Source organism: Belliella marina, from assembly GCF_042682445.1.
GTDB classification, from domain to species: domain Bacteria; phylum Bacteroidota; class Bacteroidia; order Cytophagales; family Cyclobacteriaceae; genus Belliella; species Belliella marina.
In genome coordinates this window covers 1-25,634 of record NZ_JBHUHR010000008.1, presented here as the reverse complement: position 1 = coordinate 25,634, position 25,634 = coordinate 1, and the positions used below count along the sequence as shown (strand labels likewise).

Genomic DNA, 25,634 nt, shown 5'->3' with positions numbered 1-25,634 from the left:
GAGGGCAACATTTCTAAAATCGGCCTTGCTGAGAGACTAGTAATTTACAAAAAATCTTGCCACGATGCTCTCAAACGTTAGCTTACGAAATCAACTTTTTTAAAAATCTTGCCACGATGCTCTCAAACGTTAGCTTACGAAATCAACTTTTTTAAAGTAGGGGGAATTTCAGCCAACGTCCTTCAATCCGGCAAACAATGTTTCGGCTTGGTGAATAGTCAAGATTTAAAGAAAGCCCTGTGGTTTGGAAACCGTTTACTGTTCCTGTTGGGATAATAATTCCCGTCTCATCTTGATAATACTCCGCTCTGATGGCTGTCTTCCAAGTATTGCTAATGGTATATTGTCCGATAATTACAGGACTAAACCAAAAGTCATAAGCTGAATTTTCTTTCAAACGCTGCTGTATTCCAATGTCAAAACCTGCAGTTAAATCAAATTTCTCCGATACTTGAAATTGACTGTAGAGGTTATTGAAATAACGCATTCTTCTAGAAGTGTCTGGGTCGTCTGTTCCAATAAATGTACTCCAATTTAAAGTGACTTTTTCAGTTGGACTATAATTTACTTGTGTTCCAAACGAAGGCAATGAATTGCCTTCCAATCTTTGTATGCGTTGCCACCCATTTACAATCAAACCTGCTATTTCCCATTTATCATTGGGATTAAAAGTCAATTTTGCCCCTGTTAGAAAGTAAGGTGAATTTTCAGCCAACAAAGAACGGCTTAAAGTCATATTATCCATGGAAATGGCACTTTCAAATCCAATATGAGAAGGTAAAACACCTGCATCTAGCCAAAGATTGTTTTTCTTATTGAGAGAAATTCCAATGTTTGCTTCAAAGATGCTTTTCAAAAGTCCTGGCTCTGCTGCATAATTGTCATTGGCATAAGTACCTGTTTGCAATGCAAAATTGGCTCGGTATTTTGAATGTTCTAAACCAAATTTCAGCAAGCCCAAATTTAAATTAAACTCGTTGTGTCGGTTATGGTTGAACAGAAACGATTGCCTTTCCGTGCCTTGTGGTTGGTTCAAATCATACATGTAAAAAACGTCTGCAAAACCTGATACATTCAATTGAGGTTTTTGTTGCCAAGTGCTATCAACTTGTGCCGATATGCTGGAACTTGATAATATTATTGCGATAATTATATTAAACTGCCAAATCTGCTTCATCTTCTATTATTTTAATTTTATTTTTTCTTGCCAATATTGCCAGACCAAAAGTCAATAGACCGAGTCTGCCCACGAACATTACAAATATGATTACGACTTTTCCCCAAGCACTCAGGTCGCCTGTTATACCTGTACTCAGTCCTACAGTACCAATGGCTGATGTAGTTTCAAACAAGATTTGATGAAGAGGGAAATCTTCGGTCATAGCCAATAAGAATGTGGAAAGAAAAATGACGGATGCGTAAAGCATAAAGATGGAAGTGGCTACATAAAGACTTTCTAAGGGGATGGTTTTGCCAAAGAAGGTTACCTTTCTGTTGTTCCTGATTCTGCTCCACATGATGGCTATTAAGGCAGTTAGTGTGGTGGATTTCATACCACCACCTGTACCAGAAGGGGAAGCACCTACATACATTAAAAAAATCACGACCAATAAAACTCCCAAGGAAAAACTTCCGATAGGAACGGTGTTAAAGCCTACCGTAGTAAGTGCCGTCATAGATTGGAAGAACGAAGCCATCAACTTATTTTCTCCTAAATGACTTACCGAAGGCTCAAAAAAGTAAATCATTGTAGTCCCAATAGAAAGTAAGACAATGATTACCCCAAAAATAGTTTTGGTAGTAAATGTGGTGCTCTTTGTTTTGCCCGTAATTCTGTTCCAAAGGTCGGTTACAACGATAAAACCCAATGAACCGCAAATAGCCAATACAGAAATAATTGTGTTGATGGAAGTATTGCCTGTAAATTGCTCAAAACTATCATTATACAGTCCAAAACCTGCGGTACAAAAAGCTGAGACACTATGGTAAATACTGCTCCAAATCGCAAAGTTATGTTCTACGCCTGCTCTGGTAAAAGCAATATAAAAACACAATGCTCCAATGGTTTCTATTATAATTGTAAATATTATTACTGATTTCAGAAAATCTTTCAATTCAAATCCTTTTGGCATTGTAAACTCTGCATTCAATACGCGCTGATGCCAATGGGTCAAAGGGCTTTTCTTTGACAATAAAACAAAGGAAGTGAATGTCATATAGCCAATGCCGCCAATTTGAAAAAGCAGCATTACAATGAATTGTCCAAACCAATTATAGGTGTCAAAAACACTTACGGTCACTAATCCCGTAGTGGAAATTGCGGATGTGGCGATAAACAAACTATCCAATGCAGTGACCGCCTGTTTATGAAGAAATGGAAAACAGAGTAGAGTCCAACCAATTAGGGTATAAGTCAGAAAACCATAAAGTAGGTTTTGCTGGGGCGATAGTGACAATTGAAATTTACGGTATCTTTTTATTATGTTTTTCATACTAATTAATATATAACTCTGGGGAAATTCCTCGCCAATTGGCGAATGCTTTAGTTTAATGTTTATGTGCCCTTTGTGTATTTATAGTGTTCCTTGTGGTTAAGTTTTTCACCACAAAGTCTAGCATTTGTCTTTAGTGTTGGATAAATCTTTTTTGGCTGTAGCCGAAACAAAACCTACCAGTTTTTAACCGATAGTAATTTAGTTGGGTGAAACTTCATTTTTAAGGTCTGTTAGGTGAGTTTGAAGATTAGAAAGCTGAATGATTATTTTATCCTTTCCCTCAATGGGGATTTGGATGTCTTGATAGAGTTGTTTGGCTAATTCCACGGCGTTTAAGTAATCGGAGACTTTGTTTTGAAAGTCTTCTTGGTTTTTAGCATTTACAAACCATTTCAAACCCTTTTTCACTTCTTCATTGCACTGGAAAAGATGTCTCGCACTTTTAGGATGGTCTTGTTCGTAAAGCCTTGAAAATTCTGCTACATCAAAGCAAACTTGGACAATCACATCTGCCATTTTTTTGGTTATCGATATTTCACTATTCATAGGTTCTGAATTTTAGAAATGGAAAAATCGCAAATAGAGATAAACAGCAATTCCTAAAACTACCATTATCCCAATAGCTATCGGGATGGATACAATCAAGTGTTTGATGTCCTTATACCAATCTTGAATAGATTCGTAGGGTTTGCCTTTATCTTCATCATAGAAAAAATCCCATTTCATTTCTTTGTATTTTTTTGATGCTACAAAGGTCAGGTGAAAGTGATAAGTAAAAAATCAAGGTTGGATAAGCCTGTATAAAGATTTTATAAAGACTACTGAAAACGATAACCTACACCGCTTTCTGTGATAATGTGCTGTGGGTTATTGGGATTTTCTTCAATTTTTTTACGAAGAGTTCCTACAAAAACGCGCAAATATTGTGTTTCGGATTGATAACTGTAGCCCCAAATCTCTTTTAATAGGTATTGGTGTGTCAGGACTTTACCTTCATTTTTGGCAAAGAGAGCCAATAGATTATATTCTGTAGATGTCAGCTTTAAAGCTTCATTATTTCGTTTTACAATACGGGCTACCAAATCAACCTCAATGTCTCCGCAAGTAATGATTGGGTTGTTTTCGGTATTTTGACTTCTTCTAATTGCTGAACGAATTCTTGCCAACAGCTCGCCTGTCCGAAAAGGTTTGGTTAAATAGTCAGTGGCTCCATTGTCAAGAGCCGAAACAATATCGGTTTCATTGTCCTGTACCGAAAGTATGATGATGGGTTTGTTATACCATTCCCGCAGTTCTTTTAAAATTTCGTGACCGCTTTTGTCGGGCAAACCAATATCGAGCAATATCAAATCAGGTGGATGACTAGCCGATAAAACCAAACCTTCTTTTCCTGTGCTTGCTTGAACTACTTTATAATCGTTGCTTTCCAAATTTATTTGAAGCAATTTTCTGATTTGCGGTTCATCATCTATGATAAGTATTTCTGCCTTATTCATTTTCTAGGTTTTCATTTTGTAAAAATTCACAAGGGATTTCGATAGTGAATTTTGCTCCGCCTGTGGCTAAATTTTCCAATAGTACTTTGCCATTCATGGCCTCTGCAAAACCCTTTACAATGGAAAGCCCTAAACCTGTTCCACCCGTCGCAGTATTGTTTAGGCGGTAGAATTTATCAAATACGAAATCAATTTCAGTTTCAGGAAACCCTTTTCCATTGTCAAAAACCGAAATGATACAATGTGTTTCATCATAACCCAATTCAATTGAGATGGTCGAATGCTGTGGTGTATGCTGTACAGCATTGTGAATTAGATTGTAAAGAATTTGCTCGGTCAAACCACTGTCAATCCTGACCAAGGGTAGATTTTCATTTGGTATAAATACAATTTTGTGATGTTGGGCATCATTTTCATTGTCTTTAATCGAAGAAAAAACAAGCTCGTTCAAATCGCACCAATCAACTTTGGGTTGAATAAAACCCGCTTCAAGTCTGCTCATGCTCAATAGGTTTTCGACTTGTCGGTTTAGTCGAAAACTGGCAATTTGAATTTCAGCGTAAAGTTCATTGCGGTTGTTTTCGGAAAGCTTGGTTTGGTTGTCTTTAATCGTATCAATGGCACCAATTATTGTTGAAATTGGAGTTCTCAATTCGTGGGAAAGAGAACTGAGCAAAGTGTTGTATAATTTAATGGCTTTTTCCTTGTCTTCTTGTTCTCTCTCTTTTCGTTCAAAATCTCGGATTTTGTAGGTTAGAACGGCATTAATGAATGCAATTACAAAATACATTAAGAACATCAAACCATCCTCAGGAGTCGCAATTTGCCAAGTGAGAATGGGTGGTATGAAAAAGAAATTCCAAATCAAGGCACTTAACAATGCAGAAAGCATCACGGGAAGAATATCAAAAAGTATGGCATTGACAGAGACGATCAAAAGTAAAATGAGTGCAACAGCCCTATAGCCAATAATGTCAACCGAGAAAAAGCATAGAATAGCGGTCAGTACAATAAGCAAAACACTTATCAGGTATTGTCTTTTCTTGCTGTATTTTCTTGTTCTAAGTATATCCACTTTTTAAGGTTCAAAGTTAATTGTTAAGGTATAAAGATTTCGTAAAGATATCAGTCTTTCATGGAAATCACTTTTAACAGTGCCAAGCGAGCAACCCTTAGAGGGTTGCCCAATTTAGGTGAATTGGCTCTTTTGGTTTTTTAGCGTTGGCTGTGTGTGCCGTTTTATTCTTCCTTCATTGTTGTTCGGCTTTTTCGGCAAATCCAAGAATGTATCCATTGATGTCTTTCAGGTAAAACTCCTGCATTCCGTACCAAGTCTTTTTTAAGTCGGTTACTTGCAGGTTTTTCACTTTCATTTGTTGGTGAAATTCTTTAATTCCTTCGATGTCCATATAAAACGAAACGGATGCTCCTATTGGTAATCCTTGTGCAAAAACTACGTCTTCTTTGAATGTGTCGGTGCGTTGGAAGAAAATCTCAACATTGTCTTTTTGCATCATCGCATAAACGTATTCTTTATCTTCTGCAAAAGTTTGTTCTATACCGTCTTGTGTTATCGGAACGGTCATTATCAATTTGAATCCGAAGTTTTCTTCGTAGTAAGCAACTGATTTTTTTACGTCTGTTACTTCAAAATTTGGAGTGAGTTTTGTAATCTTCATTATAGATCTGTTTTAAAATTATCATACAAAACTACTTTTCTGATTTGGTAGCCAATTGTAAAAATCGGACGTTTTTATTTTTTGATAATTCGCCAGGTGTTGTTCCTGTATGTTTTTTGATTTCCTTGATAAAATGCGCTTGGTCAAAATAATATTCGTTTGGGAAAATTTCCCCTTCGGAAATGGAACTATAAGAAGCATTGCACCGGACAATGTTTAAAAATGTTTTCAACGAAAATCCAAATTGCTGGTTGAAGTAACGGTTGATTTGCCGACTGCTCCAACATACATTTTCTGAAAGTTTCTCAACAGTTAAATTTTGTGTGCCGTAAACCAATTCAAAAAGTTTGAGTTTCCTATTGTCTATTTCTTTTAGATGCTTGGTGGAATTTTCCAGGTGTTTTGAAATGTCTGCAACAAATTTTTCAAAACCATCACTTTGATAAGTGTCAATATTCCAAAAGTTTAAAGGTAGAATTTCAGCTGTATTGAGTATGGATTTTATTGTTTGATGAAATAAATATTCGGTTGCCAAAAGCTTGAAGCGAATACCAAATATTTTTGTCGATTTAGGAATATGGACGTTTATAGGTTTCGTCCAAACTCCTGTAAGTTTTACAAGTTTCAGCGTTTTTTTATCAAATTCCGCAATCAGGTCAAAATACCCATCTGGAATAATGGTGTGTTCAATATCCGTTTCAGAGGTTTCGTACTCCCAAAAACTGTCAATGAAATTCATCAAAAATCCGTTTGGTTTTATTTCTCTGTATTTCATTGCCTTAATTTCGTTCTAAAATGGCATATAACTTAGAAATTGAACCCATAGTCTCGTTCGACTTTACAGATTCTGGTTTTGAATTGCTTGTACCATTTTTCCCTGCCCATTTTTTGCGCCAAAAGATGATCGGATTGCATTTTCCATTCCTTGATTGCCTCCAGGCTTTCCCAATAACTGATGGTGATCCCCATGCCATCTCTTACGGATTCATGGCCAAGATATCCTTTTTGGTTTACGACTAATGATTCCATCAATTCAGCCATTTCACTGTAGCCTTCCTGGTCGTTGTTCAATAGATTCGTAAATATCACTGCATAATATGGGGTAGGGGGAGTTGCTGCAATTTTCATAGACCTTTGGGAATTTGGTTAAATAGCTCTTCTATATTTCCGGTGCTCTTATTGTCTTTACCAATGATACGTTTTGTTCTTAGGTAGCGATTGCGTTCATATTCGTCATAATCAGGACTTTCCGGGTCAAAACTGCTGATTCGAACTCTTCCCCGTGAGTGTATAAAAGAGTTGTTTCCAATCCACATTCCTACATGGACTACACGTTCTTTTTTGCCATCACTTTCTTTTTCTCCAAAAAACAATAGATCACCTACTGCTAAATTGTCCCAATTTTTTTCCACATCAACTTCTTCACCCTCATGGACTTGTTGTGATGCATCTCTTGGGATGATTTCCCCATTGAGAAAATATATTGTCTTGGTAAACCCACTGCAATCTACTCCTTTTATCGATGTTCCTCCCCAGAGATAGGGCACTCCCATCATAGACTTTGCAGTTTGGATAAGGTTTGTGTCACTGGTTTCCCTAGTAGAAATCCAGCTGTCAAATGACATCACTTGGTCTTTTTTTACGAATCCTGACCTTCCATCAGGCAGCAATACTCCAAGGTGGTTTTTAGATTCGTTGGAAGCTACCATTATATTGCCGGCGACCAAATCACTGACGATATCTGACTCATCATCAGAGGTGAAGACATGTCCAAAAAGTTCTGTAAATACAACTTTCCCACTTTGGTGCCAATCATTGATTTCTTGTTCAGACATCAATTGGATACCAGCTGCATCTACCCATGAGATATATGCATCAGGGGTTTGGACCAGATACCAAGAGTCTTGCTTCTTGAGCACTTTCAAAGGTGTCCCCAAGGTTGCTTGTGTTGCCAACTCGGCAGAATGCTTGCCATTGCTTCGGAGGTTCGCGACAGAAATGGTGACAATTGCATATTCCTTTCCTTCAAGTTCCAGCCCGGGAAGGAGTTTGATTTGATTATCAAACTTGACTCCAAGTGTATCCAAGTGCTCAAGAAATGGGATAAGGGCATGTTCAAGATTAGTTTCCCCACTCAGGGTCTTTCCATCCCACTGTATATCCCACAAGGCTACTCGTTTGTCATGAGCATAACCAACACGAAAGGTTTCAATGGCTTCTTGTATAGGATCTTCCGCTTGTTCCTGACAAGAAGGAAAGCTGAAAAGAATTATGAAGAAAAAGCAGAAGTGAGCAATGTGGCTTTTCATAGTCGGATTTATTTATACAAAAGAATAAAAAAAAAGCGGGCTTGAAAATCAAGTCCGCTTTTTTTAAATGGTTTTTTAAGATTACTTTTCCAAGCCTGGTGATCTTTCCAAGAACTCCTGATAAAGCTTGATATGCCTGTTGCTCATTGGGACTCTGTATCCATCGATAAAGACATGAAGGATTTGCGTTCTGGTTTCGAATGGATCTCCGTCGGATACAAACAGGGTAGCGTCTTTTCCGGCTTCAATTGAACCTCTTCTGTCAGCTATCCCAAATACTTCCGCTGGATTGATGGTTACCGCTTTGAGAGCTTCTTCTTTGCCCATTCCGTATGCTGCAGCAAAGCCAGCATTGAAAGGTAGGTTTCTTGTGTTTTCTGTGTCATTTGTTCTGATGACAACTTTTACACCAGCCTTCGCCATTTTGCCAGGGTTGGTGTAGGCGGCATCATATCGATCGGATTGCCTGGTTGGGATAGATAGCATAGGTCCAGTGATGACAGGCAGTCCGGAAGCAGCAATTTTTTCAGCTACCCTCCAGCCTTCAGCTACACCGGTCAAAATTGCTTTCACACCTTTTTCTTCGATCCATTTGATGGCAGCTTCTATATCAGCTGCTGCATTTACTTCGACCAATAGCGGAAGTTCTCCAGTTACAGCTTTGGCCAATTGTTCCATTTCTGGATAAAATTGGAGTGCTGCACCAGCCGATTTCAATTCTTGGTATTTGACTGCCCTTCCCCAGATTTCATTGAGGTCTTTTTGGGCTTTTTCAGCTTCTTTTTTTACTTCCTCATCACTTCTTCTATCCCAGGTACTTCTTCTTGCAGAAGTAGGGAAGTTTAAAATTATCCCTTTGAATCCGGCGTACATTTGGTCTGGTGTGTACCCATTCAAGTTGATCAGAGCGGCAGTGCCGGGGAAAATCCCACCTGAAGGATTTGCCAATGTGGTAGTCACTCCGCTTACCCTTGTCACTGGAATAGCTTCTGAACTGGGGTTGATAGCGACCAAGGCTTGCATGTTTGGGGTTACGTTTCCGATTTCGGAAAAATCTTGGGTTTCGGGAACAGAGTTGATTTCCACCAGGCCTAATTTCCCGCCTCCGTCAAAGAGCCCGGGATAGATGAACTGCCCGGTACAGTCGATTACTTCCGCATCTCCAGCAGGGACATCTGTGCCAACAGCTTCTATTTTTCCATTGACAATCAGCACACTTCCATTTTCAATGTTTCCTTTCGTAACAGTGACTATGGTTGCATTTTGGAGAAGAAACTTCCCATTTCTAGGCTTGATGAATTCCCCATCGAATTGTTGTGCCTGTGACAACAAGGGTAGGAGGACCAAAGCCATCGTATATATTATAGATTTGAATTGCTTCATGTTAGTTAAGATTTTTGAAATATCCTTGATAGCGTTAATGTGTATGCTCGAATAGGTTTCTGCCGAAATTTGTGAAGAAGAAATCAACACCATGCATACAGCTATGGTCATGTTCTTTTAAGAAAATCGGTTCGACCGTTTCGGTAGCGCTGACACTGATTCTCATGTCATTCTGATCCTCTTCTATGTCAAAATATTTCACACCATCTACAAAAGTCATTTGAGGAATGGCATATACAGAAAGAGGGTGATCGTTGAAAATGACCAAGTCTCCCTGTTTCCCTTCTTCGATCGATCCCACTTTGTCGGCGATACCAAGCTGCTTGGCGGGATTGATGGTAATCAATTCCAAGGCTTGCTGGTCTGTCAACTGACCATATCTCTGTGTCTTTGCAGCTTCATGATACAAATGCCTGATCAGTTCCCCAGAATCAGAGTTGATCGAGGTGATTACACCGTTTTCTGTTAAGATAGCGGCATTGAATGCAGTGGAGTAATACACTTCAAACTTATATGCCCACCAGTCAGCAAATACGGAAGCTCCCATGGTATATTCTGCCAATTCGGGTGCTACTTTGAAGCCTTCGTTTACGTGGGAAAATACAATGTTGGTTATTCCGAAATCCCTACATGTATTGATCAATGCATAGATTTCGTCAGCCCTATACGAGTGGCAATGAATGATAATCTTGCCATCAAGGATATCAACCAATGTTTGCAATCTTGCATTGTATTTTGGAGGCACAGGTGTAGCACCTTTCTGTTTGGATGCATTTTGATAATCCTCCCAAGTTTTTTTGTATTGTAAGGCTTCATCGAATCCATTTCTGATGATGGCTTCAACACCCATTCTGGTTCTAGGTTGAATGTTTTTCCCCCTGCCATGTACACGCGTAGGGTTTTCACCAAGAGCAAATTTGATGGTTCTTGGTGCTTCCTTCATGTACAAATCTTCTGGGTTGAAAGTGCCGTAACGATGTTTCAAAGTAATGTTTTGACCACCGATGGCATTGGCAGAACCATGCATGGCATGTGAGATGGTCACCCCACCAGCCAAAGCCCTGTATATCCCAATGTCGTATGGATCGACTACATCCGCCATTTGTACTTCGGCTGTGATAGGGGCAGTAGCTTCGTTTACAGCGTCAAGAGCTACATGTGAATGGGCATCAATGATCCCTGGCATGACATATTTCCCTTTGGCATCTATTACAGTGACATTGTTTGCACTGATATTTTTGCCGATTTTTTTGATGATACCATTTTCAACAAGTACATCTGTATCTTCCAAATCACCTTGGGTAATGGTTATTACAGTTGCGTTTTTGATAAGCACAGAGCCTTTTTCGGTTTGGCCCTTTGAAGGCATCCAAACCATTACCAAAAATGCGGCTATGATATAATTAAGCTTTTTCATTTTTACTTTGGTTTAAAGATTGGATTGGCTTTTTCGAAGCAGTCAATGGAAAACTCCCAAATTCACCAAGCGACATTGTACCGGTAAATTGGTCTTCCGAAACATCACCGTTTACTGTTACTGTGATTTGCATTCCACCTGCGGAGACGTCGAAAGCAAAGCTCAAGACATTGTCTTCTACACTTATATTCTTCATTGGCGCCTCAGCTTTTCCATTTCCTGATGGGTCGTCGTATGTAATCGTCCCTTGATAGCCATCACCCGAACCTTCAAATGTCATAGTTCCTCCAGAACTTCCTGCCGGTGTGTCTGATACGTAGTCCCAGGTCCCGGCGACTCCAGAATTCGTGTTTCCATTATTATTCCCGTTTGATGCTTTTTTTGCCTTTGTATCATAATCAAATACATATCCATCAGCAATTACATGCTTGATTTGGGCATCTTCGGTAAACAATGGAGCGGTGGTAATGACCATATTGGCCAGTTTGCCCTTTTCTAATGTACCAGTGAATTTTTGTATTCCTAAATTCTCTGCCGAATTGATTGTCAAAGCTGCCAAAGCAGCATCGCTACTTAGACCATTTTCGATCATGGTTTTGATGTTTTTCATCAAATCTCCCGATTTGGAACCACTCGTTGTAAAACCGAATTTGACACCTTCACTTTCAAGTATTCCAGCTTGCTTCAAAGCTGTTTCATAGGCTTCTTTTACTCTGTCTGTACGTTCTTGGGCTTCTTTACTTAAATCATCTTTCTTTTCTTTCGACTTGTCTTCTGGAAGTGTCAATGCTAGCAATACAGTAGCATTTGCGGCCTTGATTTCTTTGATTACTTTTTCAACCTCAGTTACTCCTGACAAGACGAGTTTGAAGCCAAGTTCTTTTTGGAGTCTCAATGCCCTCCTTATTTCCAAATCATTGGAGACTTCGAAAATTACCGGAATATTCTTATCCAAAACAGGATACATTGCTTCCAATGTTTTGTTGATTTCCGGTCTGTTCAAACCTTGGTTGGCAGAGAACAATTTGCTGTGTTGGTAAGCCAATTCAGCATTTTTATAGACATCCCTGAATTTTGCCATGACCCCAAGGTGTGTACCTGGATACATTCCCCTGGAGCCTCTGAATTTGGTACTCACAGCAGTGTTTTGAGCCAAAACATTGGAGGAATTCGGACTTCCAAAGACTACTATGGCAGACTTTCCTGAGATCATGCCGCCATCTGGAATCATTTGGGCAACCGTAAAACCCGCTTTTCTCCATTCATTGACAGCATTATTGTTTATATCAAACATGTCTAGGACATTTCTCCATGGTGTGATACCAGCCAATTCGTCTGATGGATTGGAGGAATCAAAATTGGAAGGCCTGTCGGGATCGGCAGGACGTGTGATACCCGAAGAACTTCCTCCATCTATGAAACCAGGGTATATGTACAAGGAGTCCCCATTGATGATATCGGTACCTGCAGGGATCGGGACGTTTGTTCCGACTGCCACAATGAGCCCGTCCTTGAATAGGAGGGTGCCCCCTGAAATTGTCTTGCCCGGGGAAGTGGTAATCGTCGCATTTTGTATGGCGTAGCTGCCAGTTACCCTTTTGGTGCCACTTGGGTCACTTTGCCCCTGAGCTGCCAAACAGACAAAAAGAAACAGCACTCCCAAATAGCTACCTCGTAACTTGGATTTAGTGTAGATATTCATTCTATAGATTGATGGTTGGTTGAATAATTAGAATGGTAATCTAACAAAAGATTTTTTTTTGAAAAATTTTTATTTTTTGGCGATACGCATAAATGTTAGGAACGGCAATTTTCTGAAAATGTATGTCAGATTACTATGTTCATAAAAATTTTGGTGAAAATTGTACTTTTATAATGTAAGAACATAACTTTTTTTATAAAAAAAACACTGTATATTTCGAATAGAGACTTAATCGCTTGAGATGAAGAATATACTGATAATAGAAGATGATAAATTGATTTCCAGCTTGGTTCAATTCAGATTGAAAAAAGATGGATACAATGTTACCATGGCTGAGGATGGGATTGCTGGAATCAGAGCTATAGAAAACGATAATCCGGATTTGATAATCACCGATGTCATGATTCCCTTCAAAAATGGGATTGAGATCATCAACCATGCGAAGAAATTTAGTCCAAAAGTCCCCATTATTGTATTAAGTTCACTAGGCGAAGAGGAAGATACCGTATTGCAGGCGTTTACTCTGGGGGCATCAGATTTCATTCCAAAGCCATTTAAGCCAAATGAATTGGCATTTAGGGTAAAGAAATGGCTTGGATTTTCACGCGATTGATTATTTTCTTTAGGATTATATGCTGTTGATGTTAATTGTATTGTCTGTTTTTCATTCTGTACTAGATATAGTATTGGTAATGCTTTTTTTAGTTGCTGTATTTTTGATTTGGCTGCTGCTAGACCTAAAAAGGAAAAGATTGATTAGGGAAGATCAAGAAAAAATTGCGCAATACCGGATTTATGGTTTTTTTTCATCCATTATCTTTGACCATGATTTAGATGAAAATCAGTTTAATCGAAAAATCGAGAAATTAAAAAAGAAGATACCATTTGAAAAAATATGGTGTAAAGAACTTGTTTTGGAGAACATCATCGATTTAGACAGGAACCTGAAGGGGGTGCAGAAAAAGGTATTGATACAAGCTTATTTGAAATTCGGTCTTTATAACCATCTAAAGGGACTTTTGGCCACAGAGAAATGGTACTACATTAGTAAGGTGCTGTATTTCTGGCGAGAGTTGGGGCATGCTCCGAGTTCTAAGATTATCTATCCCTATGTCAAACATGAAAATATGCAAATAAGAACTTCGGCTTTGTTGGCATATATTTCCATTTCAGACGAGGGGCCTCTTCGGATATTGGAGGATTATGCTGATGAAATCAGCCCGATCGACGAAATGAAACTTATAGATATACTGCAGCGAAAAAAAATCAAAAAACCAAGTCAATTGGGGGAATGGTTGAAATTCGACGATGCCAGTCAACTTGGTTTGGTCTTGAAGTTGGTTGCCCATTACAACGCCCTGGAATTCGCCGATAAGGTGGTTCTTCTTTTGAACCATACTGAACGTCATGTCCGTTTCAATGCAATTGACGTGGTTGGCAAATTGCTGCTGATCGAAGCAGAAGATAAATTGATAGAAATGTACCATCAAGAAGATGAGACCAGTAAGATCAAAATCATCAACGTATTGGCTCAAATCGGATCAGGGGCTTCCATGGACTTTTTGAATGATTTGGTGGTCAGACTGAATCGATCAGAATTACTAATAGCTGCGATGTACAGTCTGAAAGAGTTGGGAAGTCCTTTGTTCGAAGAATCATTTGATGATAAACCTATTTTGAAAGCAGCTAAATTACATGTACTTGATCCCTATATTTAAATGATTGAACATTTCAAAACTTTCATGGTCTTATATGAGTGGTTTATTCTTTTTTATTCAATAAGCTACCTTTCCCTTTATTTGCTCTTGGCAATACTCGCATTTGTAGCAATCAAAAAATATAACAACAACAAGTATTTTTTGAAAGATGATATTGTAGTCAAATCAAACCATATCATTGGTGTGTCTATTGTTGCACCTGCATTCAATGAAGGGATGACCATAGTACACAATGTTAGATCTTTGATGAACTTGAACTATCCAAAGTTTGAGGTTGTGATTGTCAATGATGGGAGTACAGATGATACACTTCAGAAGCTTATAGATGAGTTTGATCTGGTACCAGTAGATTTTTTTTATGAAGCCAAGATCGAAACCAAGCAAGTTAGGGGGCATTTTAAATCCACAAACCCAGTGTATTCACACCTGCTTGTTGTAGATAAAGAGAATGGTAAAAGCAAAGCAGATGCATCCAATGCTGGAATCAATTCAGCAAGTTATCCTTTGTTTTTATGTACAGATGTAGATTGTATTCTTAGAAGTGACACGATCATGAAACTAGCCAAGCCATTTATGGATAGAGGTAAAAAAGTGATCGCTACCGGAGGAGTATTACGTCCATCCAATTCATGCATTGTTCAGGATGGATTTTTGGTAGATGTCAGTTTTCCATCAAATTGGTGGGCAAGTTTTCAAGAATTGGAGTATATAAGGGCATTTTTATTCGGAAGGATGGCTTGGGGGGAAATCAACTCTCTATTGCTCGTTTCTGGTGGCTTGGGGATGTTTGATAAGGAGATAGTTATCAAAGTGGGAGGTTATTGGCACCAATCTTTGGGAGAAGATATGGACTTGATCACGAGGATGAGAAAACATATGCATGATATCAAAGAGGACTTCAGGATTTTGTATATACCTGAGACCCTTTGTTGGACAGAAGTGCCCTCAACAAAAGATGTATTGATGAAACAGCGAGTGAGATGGGCAAGAGGCCTTATCCAAACATTGGCATTACATAGGAAAATGTTTTTTAATCCAAAATACGGAAACACAGGTTTTGTGGCAATGCCTTACTTCTTCTTTTTCGAGTTTCTAGTACCCATTTTGGAGGTTTTTGGGCTTTTAATAATTGTATTGGGTTATTTGTTTCTGGGTTTGGATTTGGCGCTCTTTTTGAAGTTGATGACGGGCATATATTTATTCTACTTTTCAATAACCATTGGCTCAGTGTTGCTTGATGAATGGTTTAATAAATATTATCGTTCTAGAAGGGATCTTGTCAAATTGATAGCCAAAGGATTGATAGAACCATTTGTTTACCATCCATTTTGTGTTTATGCTGCAATAAAAGGATATGCCCATTACTTTCTTAAGAAAGAGCAAAAGTGGGGTAATATGCAAAGGACTGGATTTAGAACTTCAAAAAAGAAATGATCATGAAGAGAGCTTCATTAGTATTGATCTTCGTATTGTTATTGTCAGGATTGGTTTATGGACAGCAAGTAGATACTGACAGTTTACTCAAAGTAGCTTACAAAGAGTTCAATGAGTCAAATAATTTGGGAAAAGCAAAAGAATTATCATGGAAAGCTCTGGAGATCGCTCCGGATTATTTGGATTTCCATGTGCTACTAGGAAGAATTTACCAAAGATCAGGAGCTCTGGATAGTGCTAAATTCTATTTCGATTATGTTCTGGATAGGGATAAATCTTACCATGAAGTTTATATGTATCTCATACCAGTGAATATTTCAACAAAAAACTACGATGAAGCATACTTTAGGATCAATGAAGCAAAGGCAAGTGGGCTGAAGCAAGCTCCATTACTTGGATTTGAGCATCAGATCTTAGTGGAGAAGGGAGATCAGAGAGTAGAATATGATTTTCTACAGGCAACATTGAAAGAATATCCAGATCTTTCCGAATTCCGGCAGCGATTTAATATTCTTGAATCAAGATTCAATTCAGACAGAATTGGATTCAATTATAGTTTGACTGGGTTCAATAGGGAAGGAGTGGGTCCCTGGCATCTTACTGGTCTGCAATATGTCAGGGAGAGGGAATGGGGAAGTCTAATTGGAAGGGTCAATTATGCTGATAGACTTAGCGCGGGAGAATCGATTTCAAGTGGTTTTCAATATGAGCTGGAATCTTATTTTTTTACTGGGAAAACCACCTATTCCTATGCCGGTATCGCGTACAGTAATGATATTGTATTTCCAAATCTGAGATTTGGCTATTCGATATACAAAAATTTCCAAAAAGGTTGGGAAGGGGAAGCAGGAGTGAGATTTACCAAGGTAAGTCCCCCCGAAGGGAACAGAGAGTTTCGTTCAGGTATTGTTGGAGTAGGTAAGTATCTTGGGTCATATTGGCTGAATATGAGGATGTTTTTGCAGAATGAAGAGAAAAGTTTTTATCCAGCATTTACCTTTACTTCCAGGTATTATTTTGGAGGCAGGTTTGATTATCTTACATTTATTGCTGGGTACGGTACTTCCCCAGATGAGAGAGCAACATTAGGCCAATTTGATAACAGAGTGGCTTTGCAATCATATAGATTTGGCCTTGGGTATTATAAGAGTATTTCAGAGAAATTTTTCCTTGGAGTACAATTCATGTATAATTTTCAAGAATATAATCCTAGCTTTACCCAAAATGAATATGAAGGTAGCATAAACCTTCAATACAGGATAAAGTAAGATTTAAGATAATGATTGATCCATCCAAATTTGTATTGTTACTCGTAGAAGATGATGAGTTGATTTTGAGAGTGACAGAGTACAGACTCAAAAAAGAAGGTTTCAAGGTATTTATAGCTAAAGATGGTGACAGTGGTATAAAAGCCGTGAGCCAGTATAAGCCGGATTTGTTGATTACTGACATTATGTTGCCTTATAAGTCCGGATTGGAAGTGACTTATTTGGCAAGAAAACTTTTTCCTAAAATGCCGATCTTGATCCTGTCCTCACTCGGGGACGAAGAAGGTGCTGTTGATAAAGCTTTTAAATTGGGAGCGGATGACTTCATTTCCAAACCTTTCAACCCATCAGAGCTTGTATTGAGAATTAAGCGTTTTTTGATTTAGTCATTTATTCTACTTGTAATGTCAAGAATTAAGTTATTTAAAGAGTTGTTCGGTAATATATCAACCACTGGTGCAATTACATTCAGTTCAAAGCCATTGGTTGATAAAATGTTGTCATTTGCGGATTTTAAGGGAGCAAAAGTCCTGGTAGAATTGGGAGGTGGTGATGGGAGTATTACCAAAGGTATAGTGGAAAGGATGGACAAAGATGCCAAACTTTTGGTGTTTGAGATTTCAAGGAATTTTTGCAATAATCTTGAGAAAATGTTTCCCCAAAAGAATGTTGTCATCATTTGTGATTCTGCCGAAAATATGGATAAATACCTGAACGGCGATAAAGCGGATTTTATCCTGTCATCATTGCCATTCAGTCTGATCCCAAAGGATATAAGGGCAAGCATCTATAGGAAAAGTAGGGAATCCGTATCCGAAAAGGGTAAGTTCATCCAAATCTGCTATTCCTATCTGTTGAAATATCAATTTGCAGACTACTTTAGCCACATAAAAACAAGTTTTACGTTGAAAAATTTTCCACCTGCTTTTATTTTGATCTGCAATTAGAGGTTTTGGATAAAAAACAAAACATACCAATCTTAGAAATAGCCATATTGGAAATGGCTCGGGTTCGGAAGGGGAGATCATTTTCTCCCGTGGAAGTGTTAGAATGGATTTTTCCCCAAGATTGGGTTCATTTTTTGCCTGAAATAGTGTCTGAAACAATCCGTATGCAAGAAGAAGGCAAGATATCCATCGATTCAAATTTGTCTTTGGTTGGTTTGGATGAAAAAATGATAGGTGAAATCAGAATTTCATTGAATCCCAAAACTACCTAGCATGTTTTTTTGTTCTAAACCAAACCATGTCCGCAATGAAGAAATCATTTCTAGTTTTATTTATAATCTTGCTTGGCATTGATCCTATTTCAGCACAACAAAAAAAGAAATCCATGAATGAACTACCCAAAACTCAAGTGAATATTCCTGAAGGAATGGAATTGGCAACCCTTGGCTCAGGATGTTTTTGGTGTATTGAGGCTATCTACCAAGACCTGGATGGAGTAGAGGCAGTGAAGTCTGGCTACAGTGGTGGACATATTGCCAACCCTAGTTACAGGCAGGTAACTTCGGGGACTACAGGGCATGCTGAAGTTATACAGTTCGCCTTTGATCCTAAGATAATCACATTTGAAGAGATCTTGGAGATTTTCTGGTCAACCCATGATCCAACTACGCTCAACAGACAAGGAGCAGATGTTGGTCCCCAATATAGATCTGCGGTATTTTACCATTCTGACCAGCAGCGGGAAATTGCAGCGCTTTATAAGCAAAAATTGGATGAATCTGGAGCATTTGACAATAAGATCGTCACCGAAATTACAGCGTTCAGTAATTTTTATGTGGCAGAAGATTACCACCAGAATTATTTCAACGACAATGGGATGCAGCCTTATTGCCAAATAGTCATCAAACCGAAAGTTGAGAAGTTTAAGCAGGTCTTTGCTGATAAATTGAAGAATTGATGAATATTTAGATTGCATCTGTTGAGGTAAAGTCAAAATCTGTTTACTTTTACACCTAGTAGACATCAACCCCCAAGAAAATGAAAAGAATTTCAATCCTGATTTTGGCCATGTTGCCATTTGTTTTCTCTTGCAGTAAACCTTCCGAACAGGCTACCGAAGCTGGAGAAAAGGAAGAAGTGGCAATAGTGCCAGGCAATTATGGTGCTGCCGTTGAAGAGGTGGCGGTTTTGTCTATTGCCCAAATGTACGATGAGTTGAAAAGCTCAGGTGAATTTGAAGGCAAAGTCATCGGACAAATTAAAGAGGTGTGTACCAAAAAAGGATGCTGGATGACGCTGGATCTTCCAAGTGGGGAAACCATGCGGGTTACATTTAAGGATTATGGTTTTTTTGTACCATTGACTTCCCAAGGCTACCCAGTCATTATCGAAGGGGTAGCTACCAAGACTGTGACTGATGTTGCGACGCTGAAGCATTATGCAGAAGATGCAGGTAAGCCCAAAGAAGAGATAGATGCTATCACTTCTCCAAAAGAGGAATATGCCTTCGAAGCCGTGGGTGTGATTATCAAAGAAAATGCATAAAGTATTTGTGGTTTGTTTCATGGCAGTACTAGGATTTTCCTGTTCTGGGAAAACGGAAAACAAGTCTCATGAAGCTGTCAGATACCCAAATCAAGATGCGCCTTTGGCCCTGTTGATGCGTGAAATGTTTTTGGATATGGAGGAAATCAAAATCTCCGTGGAGGAAGGGCAATCCATCAAAGGGTATCTTGAAAAGTACAAAGAACTGTTGACTGCCAAGCCAACCGACCAAAGTGTCAAGACAGAAGCTTTTCAGACCATGGGTATGGGGTATTTGGCGAATCTTAGGCAATTTGAAAACAGTTCTGATCAGGAGCTGCTGGAAAACTACAAAGTTTTGGTCAATTCCTGTTTGGCTTGCCACAGTAATTATTGTCCCGGACCGATCAAAAGAATTAATTTATTGAAATTAGAATAATCATGGCAATTGCTTTGGATAACCTCAGAGTAGGGAGGGTATATGAGTTCAGGAATATGGGAGAAATCAGGAAGCTGGAAGTGGTTTCCCGTATTTCCGGATCAAATTTTAAAGTCAAAGACCTTGATACCACAGAGGTCTATACCATTGAAGAACTTTTGCGCTGGGGCAAAGGCAAGGACTATGAATTGGATGAATGCATAGACCAAGGAAGAGGGCTTGTCCCCAAGAAATTTTAAATGTAAAAAGGTTGCCATGATTATGGCAACCTTTTTTATTGAATTTAAACTTATAATTGATTCTTGCTATTTAGTTGTTTCCACGACCTCTAGAACTTGTTCCAGAAGAGGATCTTGTGTTTGAACTTGACCTTGCTGGAGCTGTTTTGGTTTGTCTAGCAGGAGCTGAAGAAGATCTCACAGTTCCAGAACTCCTCGTATTTGGCGTACTTTGTCTCACATTCGGACTGCTTGATTTTGATGGTGCAGACTTTACTGTTCCGGAACTTCTCGTATTGGGAGTACTTTGCCTTACATTTGCAGGACTGTTTGTCCTTGTATTCTTGGCAGGTGCAGCCTTTGGAGTAGAAGACCTTGTGTCTCTCTGGTTCACTTGGGGAGAACTTTGCCTTTGCTGAGGAGCAGTCCTTACCTGAGATGATCTGGTGCTAGGGTTTTGTACTGTACTTTCCCTATTGTTGGAAGATCTCGGGGCAGTTTGTGCCTCACTTCTGCTTGGTGCAGTAGTTCTGGATTGCTGGGTAGCAGTTCCCCTTTGCGTATTTGCCCTTGAATTAGCCTCTCGGGTAGTCGCCGACCTGCTGTTGCTTGTTGCTGCCGATCTGTTTTGGGTAGCAGCTCTACTTCTATACTCGTCAGATGAAATCGCTCTAGATGGCCTTGCCTGCGCATTTGCAGTTCTGGAATTATCAATCTCAGGTCTATACACATTCAAAGTCCTATTGTTTCCCACTGAAGATCTTCCTGGCCTAGCACTGTTGTTTACTTGATAGACTGGCACTGACCGTCTGGTAACCCTCTCTACATCTCTTCTGGAAGGACCAGATACATATGTCCTGTTGTTGTACACATAAGTGTTGTTGATGATGGTAGTTCTGTTGTAGATACTCACCACATTGCGGGTTGGGACATAGTAGTTGTAGAATTGGCGATGCCTGAATCTTCTTTGTGGGACAAATCTCCAATGATTGCTATGGAAACCTATCGATACGTTGATTCCTACACCTGGACCTAGAGGAGCCCATCCATAATAACCTCCGCCTGTTCTCCAAGATACCCAAGCTGGTCCCCATTCGTAACCTGGAACCCAAGCCCATCCGTAGAAGTCCGTCCAGAACCATCTTCCATAATGGAATGGCGCCCAGCCCCAATCGAAATGGGACACCCAGGTGTTACCGAAATTAGTCATTTCCCAATATCCATTGGTTCCATAAGGATGGAAATCCCTTCCTACATTGGGAATCCATACATAACCATGGCTTGGGTCACTTACCCAATCACCATATGGACTCAATTCATTGTAGAAAACCTGGAAACTAACCCCCATTGGAGGTGGTGAAGCTTCCACTTTATTGTTAAGGGACATCCCGACGCCTAGCATCAGAACAAGTCCCAAACGGATTAGCGATAGATTTTTCATAACTGTGTGGTTTAGTATTACTAGTCTGTTTTACGGGCTATTGTAAAGAAATGTTTTGCGAAAAATAATGCCAAACTGTTGATATTTTGGTAAAAACGTTTTAGCAAATCCTCAATCATTGTAAAAAAAATAAAAAAATATGGATAAAATTGAAATTAATGAAATTGTGGAGGGTTTTTGCAATGAAGCCAATAATCAAATTGATAAGGCATACAAGATCTGATAACCATCAGCTCTGGTACACCACTATGGGATAGGAGATAGAAGAAGGTCAGAAATAGGGTTTTAATGTCTAAATCCAATGGTTATGAAGATGTTAACATGTAAGTGGATTGACATAAATCGGTGGGGATTCAGGATTATTGGGATATACAAAAAGCTCCAATAAAATATTGGAGCTTTTTGTTCCTAATTAAATGCTTGCTTTTTATTTAGTGTCCAAGACATCAATTGATTTAAAATATATCATTTTGATTGGCAACTGGCAAGAAAGCTGACATACTTGTTTGGTATTTAAACACTCCGGAAGTAAAAATGTTATCGTCTGTTTAATCAAAGGTTCTGAAATTTATTTCAGGTTCTGGATCTTTCGGTTCTTTTATTTCATCTCCTTCAAATGTAATGATTTGCTCTAGTCTGCCATTCATGTTGAAGTATCTCCACAAGCCTTCTTTTTTCCCATCTATCATTTCTCCCTCGGAAGCTACACGTCCATTCTCATGGTAGTAAGACCATTTTCCATCTGGTTTACCGTTTTTATAGTTTCCTTCGGATTCTTTTTTACCATTGATATAGTAGGTGATTCTTGAGCCATTCCCATCTTTCAATGTTCCTTTCTCAAGAGTTTTGGTGCCATTGAAATTATGGTAATCTCCCAGATTCATCAACCTGCCATTGCTCCAATATTCTTCTTGTGTAAGTTGTTTGTTGTCGTAGAACAATCCCCAAGTACCCTCTTCAAAGCCAAGGAAGTAACTGCCAACTGATTTCAATTGTCCACCATCATAGTAGTAGAACCATTGTCCATTTTCAGAACCTAGGTTGTATTCCCCTTCAGCTATCAGAATCCCTATTTTATTGAAGTATTTCCAGAGGCCTGATTTCAGGTCGTTTTTGTATTCTCCAATTGAGTATAGATTCCCATCAGGGAAAAAGTTTTTCCATAACCCATCCTTTACCCCGCTCTTGTATTGCCCTCTCACGGATGCTGAACCATTGGAATGGTTTTCAATGTATTCTCCTACAGGCATACCAAGCTCATATGTTTTTCTTTTGGAAAGGTTTTTATTTGGGAAATATTCCTCCCATGTACCTACCGGAATATCGTTTTCAAATTTTTCTATCCTTGCTATTCTCTTGTTTTCATAATAATATTTCCACTCTCCTGATTTGTTCCCCCTTTGGTCATAATATTGCTCAGACTCGATTGTTTTGGTGCCTGGGAAATATGAAATCCATGTGCCCACTTTTCTGCCTTTGTCAAATTCACCTTCCTGCCAGACCAATCTGTTATTGAAATATCTTTTGAAAGTGCCATCTGGTTTTCCGTCTACATAATTGATTTCGACCATCAAGACGCCATCATAATCATACTCCTTGTACACTCCATTCAATACACCCTCTTTATAATTTTCTGTAATGGCAATGGTAGCTGGCCTAACATTAAAATAGGTAGTCCAAAGGCCATCTTTTTTTCCATTGACATACTGACCTTCAATTTTTTCAATATTTGGATTGAAGTTGGATGCTTGGCTCGTTTTGGGGTAATATTCTTTGTAGGTACCTACAGGGATACTGTCTTTGAAGACCAATTCAATTTTTAGATTACCAAAAACATCATACTCCCGATAAGGGCCATTTAGCTTGTTTTGTCTGTATTCGGCTTCTAGGCGCTTGATTTTACCATCATGAAATGCCACTGTCAGCCCATTTCTCATGCCATCTGTAAAGTTGGTGGTTTGGATCAATTTGCCTGTTTTGGGGTTTTCGAATTTCCACAACCCATCCATCTTATTGTTTTTCATCAAACCAGTACCCACGAAGGTAGAATCTGAATTATACAAGGTGACAATGTTGGAATTGTTTTGGGCAGAGACTGTGAAAGGTAAAATGAGAATAAGTAGCGTACCAAGTATAAATTTCATAAAATCTGATTTCATAAGTTCCATTTTACATTAAGCAATTGAGGTATTGGTGGTTGTTGGAATAAACAATATTCCTAATCCAAACCGTATCAATGAATTGTACAACACGGTTTATTATAACGAAATTGACTTAATTCGGTTCTAAATTAGCATAAATAGCACATATCCGAAAGATTTCACAATATTATTTGTCCAAGATGAATTTGATTTTTTTCAATAAAATTTCTTTTTGTTCTTCTATTGATCTAGTATAGGGTATTTTATCAAACAAAATGAGCTGTCGGAATTCATGCGAATGGAGTTCCAAATCCAAAACTTCAAGCTTAGTCTCAGAATTTAAAATTTCCCCATAATTATAAGGATCTTGGGATAATCCAACATAATGGTTCATGTATTTGACTTTAATACTATTCCAGTTTTCCTGCAGATTTAGCTTTCCATATTGGTGTATGATGTAAAGTCCATGTCCCCACCAATTCAAGATTCTTATATTATGTCCGGTATTTTGATCAAAATCCCTGATGATGTCAAGTACTTGATAGGGGCAGTTTTTCAGGTTTGCTCCCTGGGATACTTTGTTTCCTTTTGCATTATAGTGTATATGGAGAAGGAGTGATTGTGGGATATGGTTGGAGATTTCAGAAAACAAATTGATGAATAGCGTTTTTTGGGCTTGAATCTTCTGAAACAAGCCTGTATTCTCAATCAGTTCTATATCAATGTCTTTTGCATCATCCATTTTACCAATGGAGAATAGCTGAGGCCCAAGTAAATCCACTTCCAAATGCAGCAAGCACAATCAAATCACCCTCTTTAAGCCTGCCTTGTTCCCAAGCTTGGCTTAGCGCTATTGGGATCGTTCCGGCAGTTGTATTGCCCAATTTCATGATGTTGTTGAAAACCTTGTCATCACCCAATCCCATTTTTTGCTGTATATAGTTGCTGATCCTCAGGTTGGCTTGATGGGGAACCAAAAGGTCTATATCGGATTTTTCTTTGCCATTAGCTTCCAATGCTTCCAGTATCACCTCACTAAACCGTACCACAGCATGTTTGAATACGGTATTTCCATTCATGTACATTTTGAAACTTGGTCCATTGATGATTTCAGGCGAAAGTCTCACTTCTCGACTGCTTCCTGGGTCTTTGAGGTATAATTCCTCGGCATAATCCCCGTCTGCATGAAGGTGGGTGGAAAGTATTCCGTTTTCATTTTGGTCAACAGCTTGTAAGACTGCGGCACCAGCACCATCGGCGAAGATGACAGCGCTTGACCTGCCCTCATCGGATTTGTCCAATGCAGAAGATTGTATTTCGGCACCCACTACCAAAACATTCTTATACATCCCAGTCTTGATAAACTGGTCAGCTACTGATAGGGCATAGATAAATCCAGAGCAGGCATTTCTTACATCCAAAGCAGGCTTTCCCTGGATTCCCAATTCCCGTTGGAGAAGGACGCCGTTTCCCGGCACAAAATAATCCGGGGTAATGGTGGCAAAAACAATAAAGTCAATTTCCTTTGCTTCAATTCCTGCACGTTCCAATGCCATTTTGGAAGCTGCTAAGGACATGCTCGTGACAGTGTCCTTACCTGGAGTAAACCATCTTCTCTCCTCTATTCCTGTTCTCTCGACGATCCATTCATTGTTCGTATCCATGATGGTTGATAGATAATCATTGGTAATGATTTGATCCGGTACATAATGTCCAACTCCGGTTATTCTGGATTTTTTCATAAAAATTTAATTTACTTGGTTTCTTGGGCATTTATATTCATTGATGAGTTCAATAAAACTCATGAATCGCAATATAGTTCATTCACTTTTCAATAAATAGAATTACAGTCCTCCGACGAAGTTAAGAAAATTAAAATAAAATTTATGCTCGAAAAGATTCCAGTTAAAGGTGTAAATAGGGCTTCTTGGAAAATTCCTTCGGAATTTGAAAGTAGGGCAAAAACTAAGCTCTACTTTCTTTTTTTGAGCTATTTGAGTGTAGTTCAAGAGTCAATTTATAC

At 38.8% G+C, this 25,634-nt stretch carries 28 protein-coding genes; 11 read left to right on the top strand and 17 right to left on the bottom strand.

Annotation, left to right across the window (positions count from 1 at the left end):
- Positions 1-151: 151 nt before the first annotated feature.
- From ACFSKL_RS03355 to ACFSKL_RS03295, 13 genes are all read right to left on the bottom strand, one after another.
- Complete coding sequence (locus ACFSKL_RS03355) at positions 152-1,177, bottom strand: porin (RefSeq protein ID WP_376883498.1); 1,026 nt, start codon at positions 1,175-1,177, stop codon at positions 152-154.
- A complete protein-coding gene (locus ACFSKL_RS03350; protein WP_376883497.1) occupies positions 1,155-2,492 on the bottom strand; it encodes a TrkH family potassium uptake protein in 1,338 nt (445 codons plus the stop codon). Before ACFSKL_RS03350 ends, ACFSKL_RS03355 begins: the two co-directional genes overlap by 23 nt.
- 201 nt (positions 2,493-2,693) lie before the next feature.
- On the bottom strand, positions 2,694-3,041 hold the full coding sequence (locus ACFSKL_RS03345; protein ID WP_376883496.1) for a hypothetical protein: 348 nt from the start codon (positions 3,039-3,041) through the stop codon (positions 2,694-2,696).
- Positions 3,042-3,053: 12 nt separating this feature from the next.
- Positions 3,054-3,221 (bottom strand): hypothetical protein, encoded by a 168-nt coding sequence (locus ACFSKL_RS03340; protein WP_376883495.1) that lies wholly within the window; start codon positions 3,219-3,221, stop codon positions 3,054-3,056.
- A 92-nt stretch (positions 3,222-3,313) separates the two neighbouring features.
- Positions 3,314-3,991, bottom strand: a complete 678-nt coding sequence (locus ACFSKL_RS03335; RefSeq protein WP_376883494.1) for a response regulator — start codon at positions 3,989-3,991, stop codon at positions 3,314-3,316.
- On the bottom strand, positions 3,984-5,066 hold the full coding sequence (locus ACFSKL_RS03330) for a sensor histidine kinase (RefSeq protein WP_376883493.1): 1,083 nt from the start codon (positions 5,064-5,066) through the stop codon (positions 3,984-3,986). Before ACFSKL_RS03330 ends, ACFSKL_RS03335 begins: the two co-directional genes overlap by 8 nt.
- Before the next feature lie 175 nt (positions 5,067-5,241).
- On the bottom strand, positions 5,242-5,670 hold the full coding sequence (locus tag ACFSKL_RS03325; RefSeq protein ID WP_376883492.1) for a VOC family protein: 429 nt from the start codon (positions 5,668-5,670) through the stop codon (positions 5,242-5,244).
- Positions 5,671-5,701: 31 nt separating this feature from the next.
- A complete protein-coding gene (locus ACFSKL_RS03320) occupies positions 5,702-6,445 on the bottom strand; it encodes a DUF6597 domain-containing transcriptional factor (RefSeq protein ID WP_376883491.1) in 744 nt (247 codons plus the stop codon).
- Between the two features lie 32 nt (positions 6,446-6,477).
- Positions 6,478-6,798, bottom strand: coding sequence for an antibiotic biosynthesis monooxygenase family protein (locus ACFSKL_RS03315; protein ID WP_376883490.1), 321 nt, complete (start codon positions 6,796-6,798; stop codon positions 6,478-6,480).
- Positions 6,795-7,979, bottom strand: a complete 1,185-nt coding sequence (locus tag ACFSKL_RS03310; protein WP_376883489.1) for a C40 family peptidase — start codon at positions 7,977-7,979, stop codon at positions 6,795-6,797. Before ACFSKL_RS03310 ends, ACFSKL_RS03315 begins: the two co-directional genes overlap by 4 nt.
- A gap of 81 nt (positions 7,980-8,060) precedes the next feature.
- Positions 8,061-9,362 carry an amidohydrolase family protein gene (locus ACFSKL_RS03305; RefSeq protein WP_376883488.1) on the bottom strand — a complete coding sequence of 434 codons (1,302 nt, stop codon included), beginning with the start codon at positions 9,360-9,362 and terminating at the stop codon, positions 8,061-8,063.
- Between the two features lie 34 nt (positions 9,363-9,396).
- Positions 9,397-10,779 (bottom strand): amidohydrolase family protein, encoded by a 1,383-nt coding sequence (locus ACFSKL_RS03300; RefSeq protein WP_376883487.1) that lies wholly within the window; start codon positions 10,777-10,779, stop codon positions 9,397-9,399.
- Entirely contained in the window at positions 10,766-12,481 is a 1,716-nt protein-coding gene (locus tag ACFSKL_RS03295) for an amidohydrolase family protein (RefSeq protein ID WP_376883486.1), read from the bottom strand. The genes ACFSKL_RS03300 and ACFSKL_RS03295 overlap by 14 nt, the downstream gene beginning before the upstream one ends.
- Before the next feature lie 241 nt (positions 12,482-12,722).
- Between ACFSKL_RS03295 and ACFSKL_RS03290 the strand changes: the two genes are divergently transcribed.
- The 11 genes from ACFSKL_RS03290 to ACFSKL_RS03240 all read left to right on the top strand — a co-directional run bounded on the left by ACFSKL_RS03290 (position 12,723) and on the right by ACFSKL_RS03240 (position 20,050).
- Complete coding sequence (locus ACFSKL_RS03290; RefSeq protein ID WP_376883485.1) at positions 12,723-13,094, top strand: response regulator transcription factor; 372 nt, start codon at positions 12,723-12,725, stop codon at positions 13,092-13,094.
- Between the two features lie 79 nt (positions 13,095-13,173).
- Positions 13,174-14,199: a HEAT repeat domain-containing protein gene (locus ACFSKL_RS03285; RefSeq protein WP_376883484.1), complete on the top strand. Its 1,026-nt coding sequence runs from the start codon at positions 13,174-13,176 to the stop codon at positions 14,197-14,199.
- The gene (locus ACFSKL_RS03280; protein WP_376883483.1) at positions 14,200-15,633 is read left to right on the top strand and encodes a glycosyltransferase family 2 protein; all 1,434 of its coding nucleotides are present in this window, start codon (positions 14,200-14,202) and stop codon (positions 15,631-15,633) included. It abuts the gene before it with no gap.
- A gap of 2 nt (positions 15,634-15,635) precedes the next feature.
- Positions 15,636-16,901 (top strand): YaiO family outer membrane beta-barrel protein, encoded by a 1,266-nt coding sequence (locus ACFSKL_RS03275; RefSeq protein ID WP_376883482.1) that lies wholly within the window; start codon positions 15,636-15,638, stop codon positions 16,899-16,901.
- A gap of 11 nt (positions 16,902-16,912) precedes the next feature.
- Positions 16,913-17,287 carry a response regulator transcription factor gene (locus ACFSKL_RS03270; RefSeq protein ID WP_376883481.1) on the top strand — a complete coding sequence of 125 codons (375 nt, stop codon included), beginning with the start codon at positions 16,913-16,915 and terminating at the stop codon, positions 17,285-17,287.
- Positions 17,288-17,305: 18 nt separating this feature from the next.
- The gene (locus tag ACFSKL_RS03265; RefSeq protein ID WP_376883480.1) at positions 17,306-17,848 is read left to right on the top strand and encodes a class I SAM-dependent methyltransferase; all 543 of its coding nucleotides are present in this window, start codon (positions 17,306-17,308) and stop codon (positions 17,846-17,848) included.
- Between the two features lie 5 nt (positions 17,849-17,853).
- A complete protein-coding gene (locus ACFSKL_RS03260) occupies positions 17,854-18,120 on the top strand; it encodes a hypothetical protein (protein ID WP_376883479.1) in 267 nt (88 codons plus the stop codon).
- Positions 18,121-18,233: 113 nt separating this feature from the next.
- Positions 18,234-18,806, top strand: coding sequence for a peptide-methionine (S)-S-oxide reductase MsrA (gene msrA, locus ACFSKL_RS03255; RefSeq protein WP_376883478.1), 573 nt, complete (start codon positions 18,234-18,236; stop codon positions 18,804-18,806).
- An 80-nt stretch (positions 18,807-18,886) separates the two neighbouring features.
- A complete protein-coding gene (locus ACFSKL_RS03250; RefSeq protein WP_376883477.1) occupies positions 18,887-19,393 on the top strand; it encodes a DUF4920 domain-containing protein in 507 nt (168 codons plus the stop codon).
- A complete protein-coding gene (locus ACFSKL_RS03245) occupies positions 19,386-19,811 on the top strand; it encodes a hypothetical protein (protein ID WP_376883476.1) in 426 nt (141 codons plus the stop codon). Before ACFSKL_RS03250 ends, ACFSKL_RS03245 begins: the two co-directional genes overlap by 8 nt.
- 2 nt (positions 19,812-19,813) lie before the next feature.
- The gene (locus ACFSKL_RS03240; protein WP_376883475.1) at positions 19,814-20,050 is read left to right on the top strand and encodes a hypothetical protein; all 237 of its coding nucleotides are present in this window, start codon (positions 19,814-19,816) and stop codon (positions 20,048-20,050) included.
- 70 nt (positions 20,051-20,120) lie between these two features.
- Here the strand turns inward: ACFSKL_RS03240 and ACFSKL_RS03235 are convergent, their stop codons facing one another.
- The 4 genes from ACFSKL_RS03235 to ACFSKL_RS03220 form a co-directional block, all read right to left on the bottom strand.
- A complete protein-coding gene (locus tag ACFSKL_RS03235) occupies positions 20,121-21,470 on the bottom strand; it encodes a DUF6600 domain-containing protein (RefSeq protein WP_376883474.1) in 1,350 nt (449 codons plus the stop codon).
- A gap of 548 nt (positions 21,471-22,018) precedes the next feature.
- Positions 22,019-23,614 (bottom strand): toxin-antitoxin system YwqK family antitoxin, encoded by a 1,596-nt coding sequence (locus tag ACFSKL_RS03230; protein ID WP_376883473.1) that lies wholly within the window; start codon positions 23,612-23,614, stop codon positions 22,019-22,021.
- A gap of 184 nt (positions 23,615-23,798) precedes the next feature.
- Entirely contained in the window at positions 23,799-24,353 is a 555-nt protein-coding gene (locus ACFSKL_RS03225) for a hypothetical protein (RefSeq protein WP_376883472.1), read from the bottom strand.
- A gap of 1 nt (position 24,354) precedes the next feature.
- Positions 24,355-25,353, bottom strand: a complete 999-nt coding sequence (locus ACFSKL_RS03220) for a 3-oxoacyl-ACP synthase III family protein (RefSeq protein WP_376883471.1) — start codon at positions 25,351-25,353, stop codon at positions 24,355-24,357.
- Positions 25,354-25,634: the final 281 nt, after the last annotated feature.